Genomic DNA, 13,995 nt, shown 5'->3' with positions numbered 1-13,995 from the left:
CGAAAAGCGTGACTGAACATCTGAAAGAAGCCGGTTACCCGGGCCAGATCGACATCGGCGGCGACAGGTCCGCCGTAACTTACAAACTGAAGGCCAGCAAGGAGGATAACGGCGCGTTTCATGTGGCCGTGAGTCTGAGCGCCCCGCGCGACTGGCTGCTGAAGCATGGCTTTCGCAACGAAGCCACACTGGTCCGCCAGGGCGGTGTTGAAATGCCGATCCATTTCGAGGAAACGCTTAACGTCGCCGACAATATCTCGGTGACGCTGCGCGCAGACGACGCGGTGATGGCCTCGATGGACGAATTGCGGCGCGCGTTTCCCGAGCTTCGACCGACCTAAGGTCGCGACCACTGTTTGCATGGAAGAACCGCAGCGTATAATCGCTGGCCCGGCCGTTTTGTTCGGCCGGGCTTTTTTTGCGGTTAGGGCAGCGAGATCTTGGACACGTTTGAACAAGGGAATGCAGGGCGGTCCTGCGGCACCTGCACGCTCTGCTGCCGGCTCCCCGAAATAGCAGCACTGGACAAGTCGGCAGATGAATGGTGCCGACACTGTTCCGAGGGGCAGGGCTGCGCGATCTATACCGATCGGCCTCAACTCTGCCGCGATTTCCTCTGTCGGTGGATGACGGATGCGAATGTCTCCGACACCTGGCAACCGTTGCGCTCGAAAATGCTGGTCTATGAACAAGGACCGCAGCTGACGGTTCTGGTCGATCCGGATCATCCGGATATGTGGCAGCAAGAGCCGTATTGTTCCGACTTGCAGGCCTGGGCCAACGCGGGCAACAAGATCGGAAAATACGTCATCCTGTTTTGCGGCGACGAGGTGAGGAAAATCGCACCGGTCTGATTGAGCGCCGGGCCCACACCCCGTCACCGCGCCGGCATGATTTCTGCCGCCGCCTGGCGGATGGTCTGCATCAGGATCGACAGCGGCGTTGAGGGATTTGCATCGGCACGAATGGTGAGGCCGACCGGGCCGCGGGTCTCGCTTGTGTCGATCGGCAGCGTCGCCAGAACCTCGTCCTCGATGTCGGCGGCGACCACCCCGGCGGAGATGATCCAGATCGCATCGCTCGACCGCACGAAGGCACGGCCGAAAGCGTCGGAGACGGTCTCCACCTGGGTCGGCAGGCTGGCCACGCCGTTGGCGATCAGGAACTGTTCGACCGATGGCCGGATGATCGAGCCGCGCGTCGGCATCAGAACCGGATAGTCGGCAAAGCCCTCGAAGATCGATTGCTTGCCATCGAGCAGCGGGTGCCCCGTGCGGACGGCGAACACCACCTGCTCCGAGTAAAGATGTTCGAAGGACAGGCCGGTCATCTTTTCCGGCAAGGCGAGCCGGCCGACCACCAGATCGAGATCGCCGACTCGAAGCTGTTCCATCAAAACGGCATTATCTCCCGTCACGATCTTAACCCGGCTGCCGGTCTTTTCGGCGAGGAAGAGCGTCATGGCGAGCGGCATCACCCGTGTGGAGACGGTTGGGAGCGCACCGATGCGGACCGGGGGTGCGGAATCGAACAGTTCCTGCGAGACGGAATCGATGCCTTGGCGGAGCGCCGTCAGCGCCGCGCCGGCATGGCGGAGAAAAACCTCGCCGTAGCGGGTGATGCGGATGCCGCGGCCTTCGCGCTCGAACACGGCGACGCCGAGCGCCTCTTCGAGCTCGCGGATGGTCTTGGTGACGGCCGGCTGGCTGACATGCAGAATCTCGGCTGCCTTGACCACGCTTTTTTGGCGCGCGACCTCGACAAATGTATGCAAGTGCCGAAACTTGACTCGGGAGTTGATCAAGATCAAATAACCCTGCGGTTAGGGGATGATGCTGAAATATCATTTTACCTAACTGGAAACTAGTGCAATCTATCAAAGCGAGAGGAGTCGCTGATGCAGTTTGTACACATCAACGACATTGTGATCCATTACGACATCCAGCGCGCGGGCGACGGAAAGCCCGTCATCGTGTTCATCAATTCGCTCGGAACCGACAGTCGCATCTGGCATCACGAACTGCCGAAGCTTGCCGAAGATTATACGATCCTCACCTATGACAAGCGCGGCCACGGGCTCTCCGGCCTCGGCAGCCCACCATATTCGATCGCCGACCACGGGGCCGATCTTGCCGGCCTGCTCGACCACCTGCAGCTCAGCCAGGTCATCGTCTGCGGCCTTTCGGTCGGCGGGCTGATTGCGCAAAGCCTGTATGCCACTCGTCCGGACCTCGTGAAGGCGCTGATCTTTTCCAACACCGCCCACAAGATCGGTACGGCCGAAAGCTGGGCGGCACGCATTACCGCCGTCGAGCAAAACGGCATCGGCAGCATTCTCGATGCGATCATGGAGCGCTGGTTTACCGCGCCGTTCCGCAAGCCGGACAATGCCGCCTACCAGGCCTATTGCAACATGCTCGTGCGCCAGCCGACCTCCGGTTACAGCGGCACCTGCGCCGCGATCCGCGATGCCGATTTCACCGAGACTGCAAGCAAGATCGCCGTGCCGGTGCTCTGTATCGTCGGCCGCGAGGACGGCTCGACACCGCCCGAACTCGTCAAATCGTTTGCCGACCTGATCCCCGGCGCGCGCTACGAAATCATCGAGGGTGCGGCGCATATCCCCTGCGTCGAGGCACCCGCCGCCCATGCCGCGCTGATCCGCGGCTTCATCGAACAACTCGAGGAATAGACATGGCTGATCCTTCCGCGCCATCGGAACGTTACGCTCAGGGCATGAAGACCCGCCGTGCGGTGCTGGGCGACGCCCATGTAAACCGCGCCCTGGCAAACCAGACGCCGTTCGACGGACCGTTCCAGGAAATGATCACCGAAGGCGCCTGGGGTACGGTCTGGTCGCGCCCGAACTGGACGAAGCGCGAGCGCTCGATGGTGACGATCGCGCTTCTCGCGGCACTCGGCCATCACGACGAAGTCGCCATGCATATCCGCGCAACCGCCAATACGGGCGCGACAAAGGACGATATCTGCGAAGCCCTGATGCATGTGGCAATCTATGCCGGCGTTCCGGCCGCCAACCATGCCTTCAAGATCGCCAAAGCCACTTATGCCGAAATGGACGCGGACAAGGCCGCGGGAGAGCAAAAATGAAGAACACACCCCCAGAAACCACACCCTTTTTCGCCCGTGACCGGGAATGGCATCCGCCGGCCTTCACGCCAGGCTACAAGACTTCGGTGCTGCGCTCGCCGCAGCGCGCGCTGATTTCGCTCGAAGGCACCAAGAGCGAGATCACCGGCCCGGTCTTCGGCCACAACATCCTCGGCGAGTTCGACAACGATCTGATCGTCAACTATGCCAAGCCGGGCGAGATGGCGCTTGGCGAACGCATCCTCGTCTACGGCCGCGTCGTCGACGAGCGTGGCCGCGGCGTTCCGGGCGCGCTGGTGGAATTCTGGCAGGCCAATGCCGGCGGCCGCTATCGCCACAAGAAGGAAACCTATCTCGCCCCACTCGACCCGAATTTCGGCGGCTTCGGCCGCACGATCACCGACGAGGACGGCGGCTACGCCTTCAAGACCATCAAGCCCGGCCCATATCCGTGGCCGAACGGCGTCAACGACTGGCGTCCGGCCCATATCCACTTCTCGGTTTTCGGCCATGGTTTTGCCCAGCGCCTGATCACCCAGATGTATTTCGAGGGCGATCCGATGATCTGGATTTGTCCCATCGTGAAGACCATTCCGGACGAAAACGCGATCAAGGGCCTGATCGCCGCGCTCGACATGCAGAACACCATCCCGCACGACATGCGGGCCTACAAATTCGATATCGTCCTGCGCGGCCGTCGCTCGACATTCTTCGAGAACCGTAAAGAGGGCAACTGAGATGGTCCAGCCGCTCACCTACTTCAAGGAATCCGCTTCGCAGACCGCGGGTCCGTATGTCCATATCGGCTGTACGCCGAACTTTTCCGGCATTACCGGCGTCTATGACACCGATCTCGGCTCCGGCCCGATGGTCAATGACCAGACGCGCGGCGAACGCATCACCATTCGCGGTTTCATCTATGACGGCGCCAACACGCCGCTCAAGGATGCGATGATCGAGATCTGGCAGGCGGACGCCGACGGCTATTACAACAGCCCGTCGGAAACCCGTGGCAAGGCCGATCCGAACTTCTTCGGCTGGGCCCGTCAGCCAGGCGACATGGCGACCGGCGAGTTTGCTTTCGAAACGATCAAGCCGGGCAGCGTGCCGTTCCGTGACGGCCGCCCGATGGCTCCGCACGTCACCTTCTGGGTCGTCGCCCGCGGCATCAATCTCGGCCTCAACACCCGCATGTACTTCTCCGATGAGGAAGAGGCCAACGCAGCGGATCCGATCCTGTCGCGCATCGAGCACCGGGTTCGCGTTCCAACCCTGATCGGCAAGCGTGACGGTAATACCGTCACCTTCAACATCTATCTTCAGGGCGAAAACGAAACCATATTCTTCGATATCTGAGATCGAAGAATCAGGGTTCGCCCCGGGAGTAGATATGAGCGTCTCGGCTTTCGAGCATCCATTTTTGTCCGGTCTCGTCGGTGACGACGAGGCCGGACAGCTGTTTTCGGTGAAAGCCGAGATCGACGCCATGCTGGCCTTCGAGACGGGCCTTGCCAGGGCCGAGGCGTCCTGCGGCATCATCCCGGCCGAGGCTGGGGAGCGCATTGCCGCAGCCTTGCAGACATTTGAGCCGGACATGGCCGGCCTGCGAAACGGGACCGCGCGCGACGGCGTCGTTGTCGCCGAACTCGTCAAGCAGCTTCGCGATGCCGTCAATCAGCAGGCAGGCGGCGGCGAGGCCGCCAAGCACGTGCATTTCGGCGCGACTAGCCAGGACGTCATCGACACGGCGCTCATGATCCGCCTGAAGCAGGCCTGCTCTCTGTTCATCGAACGGCTCGCTGCCCTCGAGAAGGTTTTCGATGACATCGACAAGGCATTCGGCAACCGGAGGCTGATGGGCCATACCCGCATGCAGGCGGCGATCCCGATCACCGTTTCGGACCGTATCCGCGCCTGGAAAGAACCGTTGACCCGGCATCACCAGCGGCTGGACAGGTTTTCCGAGGCCGGTTTTGCCGTGCAGTTCGGCGGCGCCGCGGGCTGCCTCGAAAAGCTCGGAGACAAGGCCGCCGACGTGCGCAAGGCGCTGGCCTGGGAACTGTTTCTGACTGACGCGCCGCAATGGCAGAGCCAGCGCGACCGGCTGGCGGAGTTCGCCGGCATCCTCGCATTGATCTCCGGCTCGCTCGGCAAGCTCGGCCAGGATGTGGCGCTGCTTGCCCTGATGGGCGGGGAAATGGAGCTCGCCGGCGGCGGTGGCTCCTCCGCCATGGCCCACAAGCAGAACCCGGTAGCCGCCGAAGTGCTGGTATCGCTCGCACGTTTCAACGCGGTGCAGCTTTCCGGCATGCAGCAATCGATGGTGCACGAGCAGGAACGCTCAGGTGCAGCCTGGACGCTCGAATGGTTGATCCTGCCACCTATGGTGATGGCGACCGGCGCTGCACTAAGGCTCGCAACGGAACTTGCCGCCAATGTGAGGTCACTGGGCAAGGGCTGACGGCATCTGCATTGAAGGACGGGCAATTCTAGTATATTTTCGAAAAAAGATACTAGAGATGCTCCGGAGGTCCCCATGCCCCTTTCATACATGACCAGTGCCTCCTTCAACCAGAACCCGAGCAAGGCCCGGCAAGCGGCAAACGAAAACCCGCTGGTCATCACCGATCACGGCAAGCCGACGCATGTGCTTGTCAGCTACGACGAATTCGAGGCCAACTGGAAGAAGCAGAAGAGCCTCTACGACGCTTTGCGTGATACCCAAGGTACCGTCGATCAGGATTTCGACCCTCCGCGCCTGAGTTTCGAGGGGCGCGAGGTTGAGTTCTGAATGGCATTCCTGCTGGATACCAATGTCATTTCGTGCTCGAAGCGGCCGGAAAAGCAAGCCCCTGCCTTTCAGGCTTTCATGCGGAAGTTCCGCATAGACGACGCGTTTCTGTCAGTGATCACCATCATGGAGATTCGTTTCGGGGTCCGACTGGAGCAAAGCCGAAACGCTGTTTTCTCGACTGAACTGGAACGCTGGCTGACCGAGGATGTGCTGGTGAATTTCAGCGACCGCATTCTTCCCTTCGACACGGCGATTGCTCTTCGCACCGGCGCCCTTCCCACTCCGAACAAGCGGCCGTCACCGGATGCAATGATCGCCGCAACAGCGCTGCATCACGGGCTGACCGTCGTCACCCGTAACATCTTAGATTTCGAGCCGCTCGGCGTGCCCTGCCTCAATCCCTGGACTTTTCAAGGCTGAGCCGGCCAGACCTGAGATCCATCACTCCGTGATCTCGACCGGATTGCCGTCAGGGTCCGATATCACCGCCTCGTAGAACCCATCCCCGGTCATGCGGGCCGGGGAGACGAGGACGCCCATGGCTGCCGCCCTGGCGGCCATCTCGTCGACCGCCTTTCGGCTGCCGAGCGAAATTGCCATATGCGCGTAACCGGCGCGCTCCCGCGGCGCTTCCGGCGCAATCCACGGGCCGCTCATGATCTCGATCGTAGCACCTTCGGAAAGGGTGAGGAATTTCGAGGAGAAGCCGGCGCGCCGACGGCTCTCATAGAGCGGGCTGGCGGTGGCGCCGAACATGTCTTCGAAGAACGCAACGAGCTTGTCGAGTTCCGGTGTCCAAAGCGCGACATGCGCAAGTTTCATAACTCATCTCCCTCATGCCGGCTCCCGAACCGTCGCCGCCTGCCTCTCGTCAAACGCGGCCTCGGTCCCGAGCGAAAGACGCAACCGATGCCATCTCTGGTAGTGCCGTTAAACATATCCTCAGCATTTTCCGCAATCCTTAACCATAGCGGGCCAACAGGATTTGGCCATTGTCTCAAATGCAGCCATGGATCTTTCCGATGACCATTAAATTCAAGCTTGTCGCCAGCGTCGTCGGCCTTGCGCTTGCGCTGGCGGCAACGACGACAGCCGCATTCATCGGAATGGACACGCTTTCGGCCCGCACCCGCATGATCGTAGAAGATCGAATCGAGCCCATGGCGCAGATCAAGATGGTCTCCGACGCCTATGCGGTCACCATCGTGGACACCGCTCACAAGACCCGCAGCGGCGCATTCAGCTGGGAACTGGGCGAACAGACCGTCCGGGCAGCGCTTGTCACCGCCGACCGCGAATGGGCGGCCTACCAGGCAACCTACCTGACCGATCAGGAAAAAAGTCTTGTTCAGCGTTACCTCGGCGCTCATACCGAAACCACCAAGGCCGTCAACGAGCTTCTGGCGATCATGGGCAAGCGCGATCAGACGGCCCTGGATACCTATGTGACGAAGCGGCTCTACCCGGCGATCGAGCCGCTTGCCGAACCGCTGAACGCGCTGACCAAGCTGCAGCTCGACGTCGCACACACGAGTTTCGAGGACGCGCTGAAGGACAAGGCCAGCCTCTTCGTCTGGATGACCGTGATCGGCGTCATGTCGCTGATCGTGGTCGGCTTCTCGATCCGGGTCGTGCTGTCGGGCGTCGTCGGGCCGCTGCAGCGTCTGCAGGATTGCATGCGGCGCCTCGCCGGCGGCGAACTGGCGCTGACCATTTTCGGCATGGACCGCAAGGACGAGATCGGCGGGATGGCGGCGGCAGTCGAGATCTTCCGCCGGGCGGCACTCGACAACAAACGGCTGGAAGACGAGGCCATCGAAGCCCGTAACCGGTCGGAAGCCGAGCGCATCGCCGCGCAGGAACAAGCCGAAACCGACGCATCCCAGAGGCTCCGCGTCGCGACATCCGGCCTTGGCGGCGGCCTGCGCCGGCTCGCCGCAGGCGATCTTTCCTTCCAGCTCACAGACGCCTTTTCGGCGGATTTCGAGGCTCTGCGCCACGATTTCAATACCTCGATCGCCCAGCTCGCCAGCACGCTGACGCAGATTGCCGGCAGCGCCGAGGCGATCGACGGGGGAACCCAGGAAATCAGCCAATCCGCATCCGACCTGTCGCGCCGCGCGGAGCAGCAGGCCGCTTCACTCGAAGAGACGGCCGCCGCACTCGATCAGATCACTGCGAATGTCAGTTCCGCGTCCAAGAAAGTCGATGAGACGCGCCAGATCGCTGCGGAAGCCAATTCGTCCGCCGCCCGTTCCGGCGAAGTTGTGGCCAATGCCGTCGAGGCGATGCGCCGCATCGAGGAAAGTTCCAGCCAGATCTCCAACATCATCGGCGTCATCGACGAGATCGCCTTCCAGACCAATCTTTTGGCGCTGAATGCCGGCGTCGAGGCTGCCCGGGCCGGTGAGGCTGGCAAGGGCTTTGCGGTCGTCGCGCAGGAAGTCCGCGAACTCGCGCAGAGGTCGGCGAACGCTGCCAAGGAGATCAAGGCGTTGATCCAGAACTCGACAGTCGAAGTCGGCCATGGCGTGAAATATGTCCGCGACGCCGGTGAATCGCTGAAGTCGATCGAGGGATATATCATCACCATCAACGGCCATGTGGACGATATCGCCCGCTCGGCCCGCGAACAGTCGACCGGGCTTTCGGAGATCAACTCGGCCGTCAACCAGATGGACCAGATGACCCAGCAGAACGCCGCCATGGTCGAGGAGACGACGGCAGCGAGCTCCGGTCTCGCCGACGAGGCTTCGAAACTGCGCCAGATGGTCGGCCAGTTCCAGCTCACCGCCGGCTCTTCCCAGGCCGGGCGGCGTCGCCGCGCCGCCTGAGGCGAAGCTTGCCTGGTTCGCAGTCAAGCTGATAAGCCGTGCCAAGGCGATGGAGAGGCTGCATGGCTGCGGATATCGGGCAGGGACTTTGGGATTTCGCATTGCGGCTTTATGGTACGCCCGGTGTCGGCGAAGCCTGCCTTCTGCTTCAGGACGACAGCGGCGTCGACGTGCCGGTGCTGTTGTTCTCCGCCTGGCTGGAAAAAAATTCCGTGGCGCTTTCGCCAACAGAGGTTGCCCGTATCGACGGCCGCGTCGCAGACTGGCGCAATGAGGTGGTGAAGCCGCTCCGCGCTGCGCGCCGGCGGTTGAAGAGCGGGCCGCATCCGGCCCCCACCAAAGAAACGGAAACCCTGCGCAACGGCGTGAAAGGTGTCGAACTCAGTTCGGAAAAGATCGAGCTGGCGATGCTGGAGGCCGAAGGGCAGGCGCTGATGGCAGCCGACGGTTCAACAGGCGATGCAGCTGGTAATCTCAGAAACGTCGTGAGGTTTTTCCGTGGAGCGGAGCCGGACGAGAAGACTGCCACGGCGCTTGCCGTGATCGAAAATGCGCTCTTGGCCCTTTAGGGTCGATACCCGGAGCACAAGATCAGTGCTGGCCGGGTGAACCAGGGCCGTCCTTCCAACGCTTGACCATCGGCAGGTGGATGTCGAAGAGATCGAGCGCGCGGCCGACCGTCTGGGTCACCATTTCATCCAATGAGTTGGGCTTCGAATAGAAGGCGGGCACCGGCGGCATGACGATTGCGCCGTTGCGGGTTGCCTGGTCCATCAGCGCGATATGGCCGGCATGCAGCGGCGTCTCGCGAAACAACAGCACGACGCGCCGGCGCTCCTTCAGACAGACGTCGGCCGCGCGCACGATCAGCTCGTCATTGTAGCAATTGGCGATGCCGCTCAGCGTCTTCACCGAACAGGGTGCGACGAGCATGCCGGCAGTGCGGAACGAGCCGGAGGAAAGCGCCGCGCCGATATCCTTGTGATTATAGAGCACGTCGGCCAGGCTCTTGATCTCTTCGGCACTCATGTCGATCTCGTCGATCGCCGTGCGGAAAGCGGAAGGCGAGATCACCGCATGGGTCTCGATATCCTCGACCTCCCTCAAAAGCTGCAGGGCGCGAACGCCATAAACGACACCGGAAGCTCCGGTGATGGCGATGATGATGCGGCGCATGGGAGTTTTCCCTGAACAATCTATTGCGACGCCTTAACGCCACTTTCCGATGGGCGCAATGCGGCGATCGTCGATTGCTCGCATGTGTTCGGCCACAGCCTTTTCCACCGGGCGGGTGCCGGGCTTCAGCGCGCCGGTTTTCGATCGTAGCCGCAGGGAGGCTTATGATCTTGTTCCGCATGGGCGCCGGCCCGTGGGCCAGCGGATCGGCCGATGCCTGATCGGAAACGCGGGCTCGTGGCTTCTTGATTCCGCTGCGAAAAAACTCGCCGACGAGTTCTTCGAAAAGCTTGCGATGCGGCCCGTGATGGTTGATCATACCGCCGATGCCGGATTAGCAGAGGCTATTGCGACGGCGGCTGTTGCCGCGCCAGTCATGTCAGCTGCACCATCGGCACCTATTTCCCCTGCGGCTCCCGAAGCTGCCGGACCGTCTGTCGCGCCTGCGGCAACGGCCGCGCGGCCTTTCAGCCGTATGCCCCATATCGCGGCGGCATCGTCGTCGTTATTGCCATCGCGGCTCTCGCCGCCCGATTTTTAACAGGAGGGGCGCATGTCCCGCATTACTATCACCGTCAACGGCACGCCCCAGACGCGCGAGGTCGAAGACCGGACGCTGCTCGTGCAGTTCATTCGCGAACATCTCGGCCTCACCGGTACCCATGTCGGCTGCGACACCACCCAGTGTGGTGCCTGTACAATCCATCTCGACGGCGTGGCAGTGAAGAGCTGTACCGTGCTCGCCGTCGCCGCCGACGGTTCGAAGGTGACGACGATCGAGGGGCTGGCCGAAGGCGGCAAGCTGCACGACGTGCAGCAGGCTTTCCGCGAACATCACGGCCTGCAATGCGGTTATTGCACGCCGGGCATGATCATGGCCTCGGTCGACATGATCCGTCGCCATGACGGCATGCTCGACGAACATACCGTACGCCACGAGCTCGAAGGCAATATCTGTCGCTGCACCGGCTACCACAACATCGTCAAGGCAGTGCTGGATGCCGCCGAAAAGCATCGCGCGGCACATGCCGTCGCGGCCGAATAAGCGGGGAGAATGACGCCATGTACGCAACGACCTACCACAAGCCGAAGACCCTTGCCGAAGCCGTCGAACTCTACGGGAATTCGGACGAGCCCTCCTATCTCTCCGGCGGCCACACGCTGATCCCGACGCTGAAGAGCCGGCTTGCCGCGCCGGCGCATCTGATCGACGTGCGCAACATTCCGGAGCTGTCGGGGATTGAAGTCACCGCTGACAAGGTGATCATTGGCTCGGCCACCAAGCACGCCGTCGTCGCCGCATCGAAGGAAATCAAGGCTGCCATCCCGGCGCTTGCAGGCCTTGCGGGTTCGATCGGCGACGTTCAGGTGCGCCACATGGGCACGATCGGTGGCTCGACCGCCAATAACGACCCGGCAGCCGACTATCCGGCCGCCGTGCTTTCGCTTGATGCGATCGTCCATACGGACCGCCGCGAAATCCCTGCCGAGGAATATTTCCAGGGCCTCTACACGACCGCATTGGAACCCGGTGAAATTCTCGTCCGCGTCGAGTTCAAGACCCCGGACATCGCCGGCTACGCAAAATTCCGCAACCCGGCCTCGCGTTATTCGATGGCCGCCGCCTTCGTCAGTAAACATCGCGACGGCCATATCCGCGTCGCGATCACCGGTGCGGGCAACGAGGGCGTGTTCCGCTGGACCGAGGCCGAGGAGTTGCTGACCGAGAACTTTTCGGCCGAAGCGCTGGAAGGCCTCACCATCGACCCGTCGCGGATGATGGGCGACATGCACGCGCCGACCGACTACCGCGCCCACCTCGTGGCGGTGATGACCCGCCGCGCGGTGCAGAACCTCGGCGGCACGCATATCCTCTGAGAACAGATATATCGATATTGAAATGGCCGGCGGAGCGACTCGCCGGCCAAAGACCATCGCGGCAGTCCACACTCCCGCGAGACGGCATCTTCAAGAATGCTGGGGTGTGCCGAAGGTCGCAGCGATCCGGCCGAGCACTGCGATCAGCACCGCCTTGTCCTTACCGGCGATCTCGTCAAGACGCCGATTGTAGACGACCGCGATCGCGTGCAGCTGCTCCTGCATCCGGCGGCCATTTTCGGTGAGCCTGACGCTATAGCTGCGTTGGTCGTCGGGATTCGACTGTCGTTCGATCAGTCCCCGGTGGGACAATGCCTTGAGGCTGGAGGTGAGCGTCGAACGGTCGCGACCGCAGATGCGGCTGAGCTCTGACGGCGTCATGCTCTCCCGTTCGGCAAGCACCGTCAGAAGCGCATACCACCCAGGCTTCAGGTCAGCCTTGCCGGCCGCCTTGGCAAATGCCTGGAAGGACGTCTCCTGCGCCACCCTCAGATGATAGCCGATCAGGTTCCGGAACATGGCCGGGACCAGCATCTCGCCGTCCGCGGATTCCGTATGCGTGTCCTGCCGCGTCGATGCCTCTACCGCCATTTTTGCATTCCTCCCACTCTGGAAACTAGTAGGAATGCGGGAATGCGGCAAGGTAGTTTGACGTCAAATTACCTTGCTTTGACCGATTGTCCGCCAAAGCCTGACGGACTGCAAGCGAAGCGATGGACAACGCCTGTCGCTGGACGATCTGCGGCTGGGTCGAGGCTAAGCAAAAACCCGCGCCGGATGACGGCGCGGGTGGAGAGCAGATCTACTCGGCTGCCTGGTATCGATCGGCGGCCGAAGACGGTTTCGGGCCGAGCGCCGCGATCAGGGTGATCAGCACGGCGAGCGTCGCGACGAAGGCGACAGCTGCGGAATAGGGCTCCCAGCCGAAGGCCGGAGCGCCGCTGAACACGGCAGACGTTGCCGCCAGCACCACCCCGCCACCGATCTGGAACGCGGCGAAGAACATGCCGGAGGCAAGCCCCGACTTGTCCTCCTCGATATCGGCCAGCGCCGCGACCTGAATGGACGGGAAGGTCATGGCATAACCGAGGCCGAGCGGTATCTGCGACAGTATGACGAGCAGGATCGGGTCGATATGGCCGACCGACAGGACCCAGAAGATGTAGCTGATCGCCTGCAGTCCGACGCCCGCCGTCATGAAGCCGGTTGTGCCGCGGTTCTGGGCAAGTGTCGCGAAGCGAGGTGCCAGGAACATCACGAAGGCACCGGCGCCGGCAAAGCAGAAGCCCGTCGCAAAGGCCGACCAGCCATAGACGTCCTGATAATAGAGCGTCGCGGTGAACTGGAAGCCGATATAAGCCCCCTGATAGAGAAAGCCGACGATATTGGCATGGGTGAGTCTGGCGCGGCGGAACATCGCCAGCGGCACCATCGGGTCTTTATGGCGGGCTTCGATGGCGAGGAAGCCGAGGATCAGCACGATTGCGGCCACGAGCGAGCCCCAGGTGAAGATATCGGCCCAACCCGCCGAGGCCGCATTGGTGATGCCGAACACGAAAAGCAGCAGACCGGGGGTGATGGTGATTGCGCCGGCCCAGTCGAAGCCGGGACGCGGCCCGGTGCGGCGCGCGTCGAGCGGCAAGGCTATCGGCGCGAGAAGCAGGGTCAGGATTGCGACCGGCGCGCCCATCACCAGCGTTGCCCGCCAGCTGATCAGCGTCGCAGCGCCGCCGAGCACCATGCCGAGCACAAAGCCGGCGGCCCCGGTGGAGGCGAAGAGGCCAAGCGCCTTGGCGCGCTGCGGCCCTTCGCCGAAGACCGCCAGCAGAAGTGCCAGCGCGGCCGGTGCCGTGAAGGCTGCGGCGATGCCCTTGATGAGCCGGGCCGCGATCAGCGTCGGGCCGCTGTCGACGAACCCACCGGCGATGCTGGCCGCCGCAAAGATCGCCAGCGACCAGAGGAAGACGCGGCGATGACCGAAAATGTCGGCGACGCGGCCGCCGAGCAGCAGAAAACCGCCGTAACCGAGCACATAGGCACTGACCGCCCATTGCAGGGAAGTGGCCCGCATGCCGAGTTCGGCCTGAATGGCGGGAAGTGCGACGCCGATTGTGGAGACATCCATCGCGTCGAGAAAATTGGCGGTGCAGAGCAGCAGCAATGCGAGCCCCGCAGCCCCTCGGAATTGAGGATTGCTCATGG

The 13,995-nt window shown here is 62.3% G+C and carries 19 protein-coding genes; 14 read left to right on the top strand and 5 right to left on the bottom strand.

The window, feature by feature from the left end; translation table 11 throughout:
* Positions 1 to 8 precede the first annotated feature (8 nt).
* Both RG540_RS22815 and RG540_RS33210 read left to right on the top strand, forming a co-directional pair.
* Positions 9 to 341, top strand: coding sequence for a hypothetical protein (locus tag RG540_RS22815; protein WP_151046650.1), 333 nt, complete (start codon positions 9 to 11; stop codon positions 339 to 341).
* Positions 342 to 626: 285 nt separating this feature from the next.
* Positions 627 to 854: a hypothetical protein gene (locus RG540_RS33210; RefSeq protein WP_244446743.1), complete on the top strand. Its 228-nt coding sequence runs from the start codon at positions 627 to 629 to the stop codon at positions 852 to 854.
* A 23-nt stretch (positions 855 to 877) separates the two neighbouring features.
* Here RG540_RS33210 and pcaQ read toward each other — a convergent pair whose 3' ends face one another.
* Complete coding sequence (gene pcaQ / locus RG540_RS22805; RefSeq protein WP_041366219.1) at positions 878 to 1,804, bottom strand: pca operon transcription factor PcaQ; 927 nt, start codon at positions 1,802 to 1,804, stop codon at positions 878 to 880.
* Positions 1,805 to 1,897: 93 nt separating this feature from the next.
* Between pcaQ and pcaD the strand changes: the two genes are divergently transcribed.
* The 7 genes from pcaD to RG540_RS22770 all read left to right on the top strand — a co-directional run bounded on the left by pcaD (position 1,898) and on the right by RG540_RS22770 (position 6,325).
* Positions 1,898 to 2,692 carry a 3-oxoadipate enol-lactonase gene (pcaD, locus tag RG540_RS22800; protein WP_041363808.1) on the top strand — a complete coding sequence of 265 codons (795 nt, stop codon included), beginning with the start codon at positions 1,898 to 1,900 and terminating at the stop codon, positions 2,690 to 2,692.
* 2 nt (positions 2,693 to 2,694) lie between these two features.
* A complete protein-coding gene (gene pcaC / locus RG540_RS22795) occupies positions 2,695 to 3,111 on the top strand; it encodes a 4-carboxymuconolactone decarboxylase (RefSeq protein ID WP_041363807.1) in 417 nt (138 codons plus the stop codon).
* Positions 3,108 to 3,848, top strand: a complete 741-nt coding sequence (pcaH, locus tag RG540_RS22790) for a protocatechuate 3,4-dioxygenase subunit beta (RefSeq protein WP_041363806.1) — start codon at positions 3,108 to 3,110, stop codon at positions 3,846 to 3,848. Before pcaC ends, pcaH begins: the two co-directional genes overlap by 4 nt.
* Before the next feature lies 1 nt (position 3,849).
* Positions 3,850 to 4,467: a protocatechuate 3,4-dioxygenase subunit alpha gene (gene pcaG, locus RG540_RS22785; protein ID WP_041363804.1), complete on the top strand. Its 618-nt coding sequence runs from the start codon at positions 3,850 to 3,852 to the stop codon at positions 4,465 to 4,467.
* Positions 4,468 to 4,501: 34 nt separating this feature from the next.
* A complete protein-coding gene (locus RG540_RS22780) occupies positions 4,502 to 5,572 on the top strand; it encodes a 3-carboxy-cis,cis-muconate cycloisomerase (protein WP_041363802.1) in 1,071 nt (356 codons plus the stop codon).
* A 75-nt stretch (positions 5,573 to 5,647) separates the two neighbouring features.
* The gene (locus RG540_RS22775; RefSeq protein WP_041363800.1) at positions 5,648 to 5,902 is read left to right on the top strand and encodes a type II toxin-antitoxin system Phd/YefM family antitoxin; all 255 of its coding nucleotides are present in this window, start codon (positions 5,648 to 5,650) and stop codon (positions 5,900 to 5,902) included.
* Positions 5,903 to 6,325 (top strand): type II toxin-antitoxin system VapC family toxin, encoded by a 423-nt coding sequence (locus RG540_RS22770; protein WP_041363799.1) that lies wholly within the window; start codon positions 5,903 to 5,905, stop codon positions 6,323 to 6,325.
* Positions 6,326 to 6,346: 21 nt separating this feature from the next.
* Here the strand turns inward: RG540_RS22770 and RG540_RS22765 are convergent, their stop codons facing one another.
* The gene (locus tag RG540_RS22765; RefSeq protein WP_041363797.1) at positions 6,347 to 6,727 is read right to left on the bottom strand and encodes a VOC family protein; all 381 of its coding nucleotides are present in this window, start codon (positions 6,725 to 6,727) and stop codon (positions 6,347 to 6,349) included.
* 200 nt (positions 6,728 to 6,927) lie between these two features.
* Here RG540_RS22765 and RG540_RS22760 point away from each other — a divergent pair, with 200 nt between their 5' ends.
* Both RG540_RS22760 and RG540_RS22755 read left to right on the top strand, forming a co-directional pair.
* Complete coding sequence (locus RG540_RS22760; RefSeq protein WP_080725153.1) at positions 6,928 to 8,739, top strand: HAMP domain-containing methyl-accepting chemotaxis protein; 1,812 nt, start codon at positions 6,928 to 6,930, stop codon at positions 8,737 to 8,739.
* A gap of 62 nt (positions 8,740 to 8,801) precedes the next feature.
* Positions 8,802 to 9,308: a TIGR02444 family protein gene (locus RG540_RS22755; protein WP_041363795.1), complete on the top strand. Its 507-nt coding sequence runs from the start codon at positions 8,802 to 8,804 to the stop codon at positions 9,306 to 9,308.
* 22 nt (positions 9,309 to 9,330) lie between these two features.
* Here RG540_RS22755 and RG540_RS22750 read toward each other — a convergent pair whose 3' ends face one another.
* A complete protein-coding gene (locus tag RG540_RS22750) occupies positions 9,331 to 9,915 on the bottom strand; it encodes a UbiX family flavin prenyltransferase (RefSeq protein WP_041363793.1) in 585 nt (194 codons plus the stop codon).
* Between the two features lie 193 nt (positions 9,916 to 10,108).
* On the opposite strand from RG540_RS22750, the gene RG540_RS32455 reads away from it, so the two are divergent.
* The 3 genes from RG540_RS32455 to RG540_RS22740 are packed head-to-tail and all read left to right on the top strand — an operon-like array spanning position 10,109 to position 11,793.
* A complete protein-coding gene (locus RG540_RS32455) occupies positions 10,109 to 10,456 on the top strand; it encodes a hypothetical protein (protein ID WP_155414589.1) in 348 nt (115 codons plus the stop codon).
* Positions 10,457 to 10,468: 12 nt separating this feature from the next.
* Complete coding sequence (locus tag RG540_RS22745; protein WP_041363791.1) at positions 10,469 to 10,960, top strand: (2Fe-2S)-binding protein; 492 nt, start codon at positions 10,469 to 10,471, stop codon at positions 10,958 to 10,960.
* A 17-nt stretch (positions 10,961 to 10,977) separates the two neighbouring features.
* On the top strand, positions 10,978 to 11,793 hold the full coding sequence (locus RG540_RS22740) for an FAD binding domain-containing protein (RefSeq protein ID WP_041363789.1): 816 nt from the start codon (positions 10,978 to 10,980) through the stop codon (positions 11,791 to 11,793).
* A gap of 90 nt (positions 11,794 to 11,883) precedes the next feature.
* Here the strand turns inward: RG540_RS22740 and RG540_RS22735 are convergent, their stop codons facing one another.
* Positions 11,884 to 12,384, bottom strand: coding sequence for a MarR family winged helix-turn-helix transcriptional regulator (locus RG540_RS22735; RefSeq protein ID WP_051909689.1), 501 nt, complete (start codon positions 12,382 to 12,384; stop codon positions 11,884 to 11,886).
* A gap of 211 nt (positions 12,385 to 12,595) precedes the next feature.
* Positions 12,596 to 13,993: an MFS transporter gene (locus tag RG540_RS22730; RefSeq protein ID WP_041366216.1), complete on the bottom strand. Its 1,398-nt coding sequence runs from the start codon at positions 13,991 to 13,993 to the stop codon at positions 12,596 to 12,598.
* Between the last annotated feature and the right edge of the window lie 2 nt (positions 13,994 to 13,995).

The sequence above is a fragment of the Neorhizobium galegae bv. orientalis str. HAMBI 540 genome (assembly GCF_000731315.1).
GTDB lineage: Bacteria > Pseudomonadota > Alphaproteobacteria > Rhizobiales > Rhizobiaceae > Neorhizobium > Neorhizobium galegae.
This window is presented reverse-complemented; position numbering and strand designations above follow the sequence as displayed.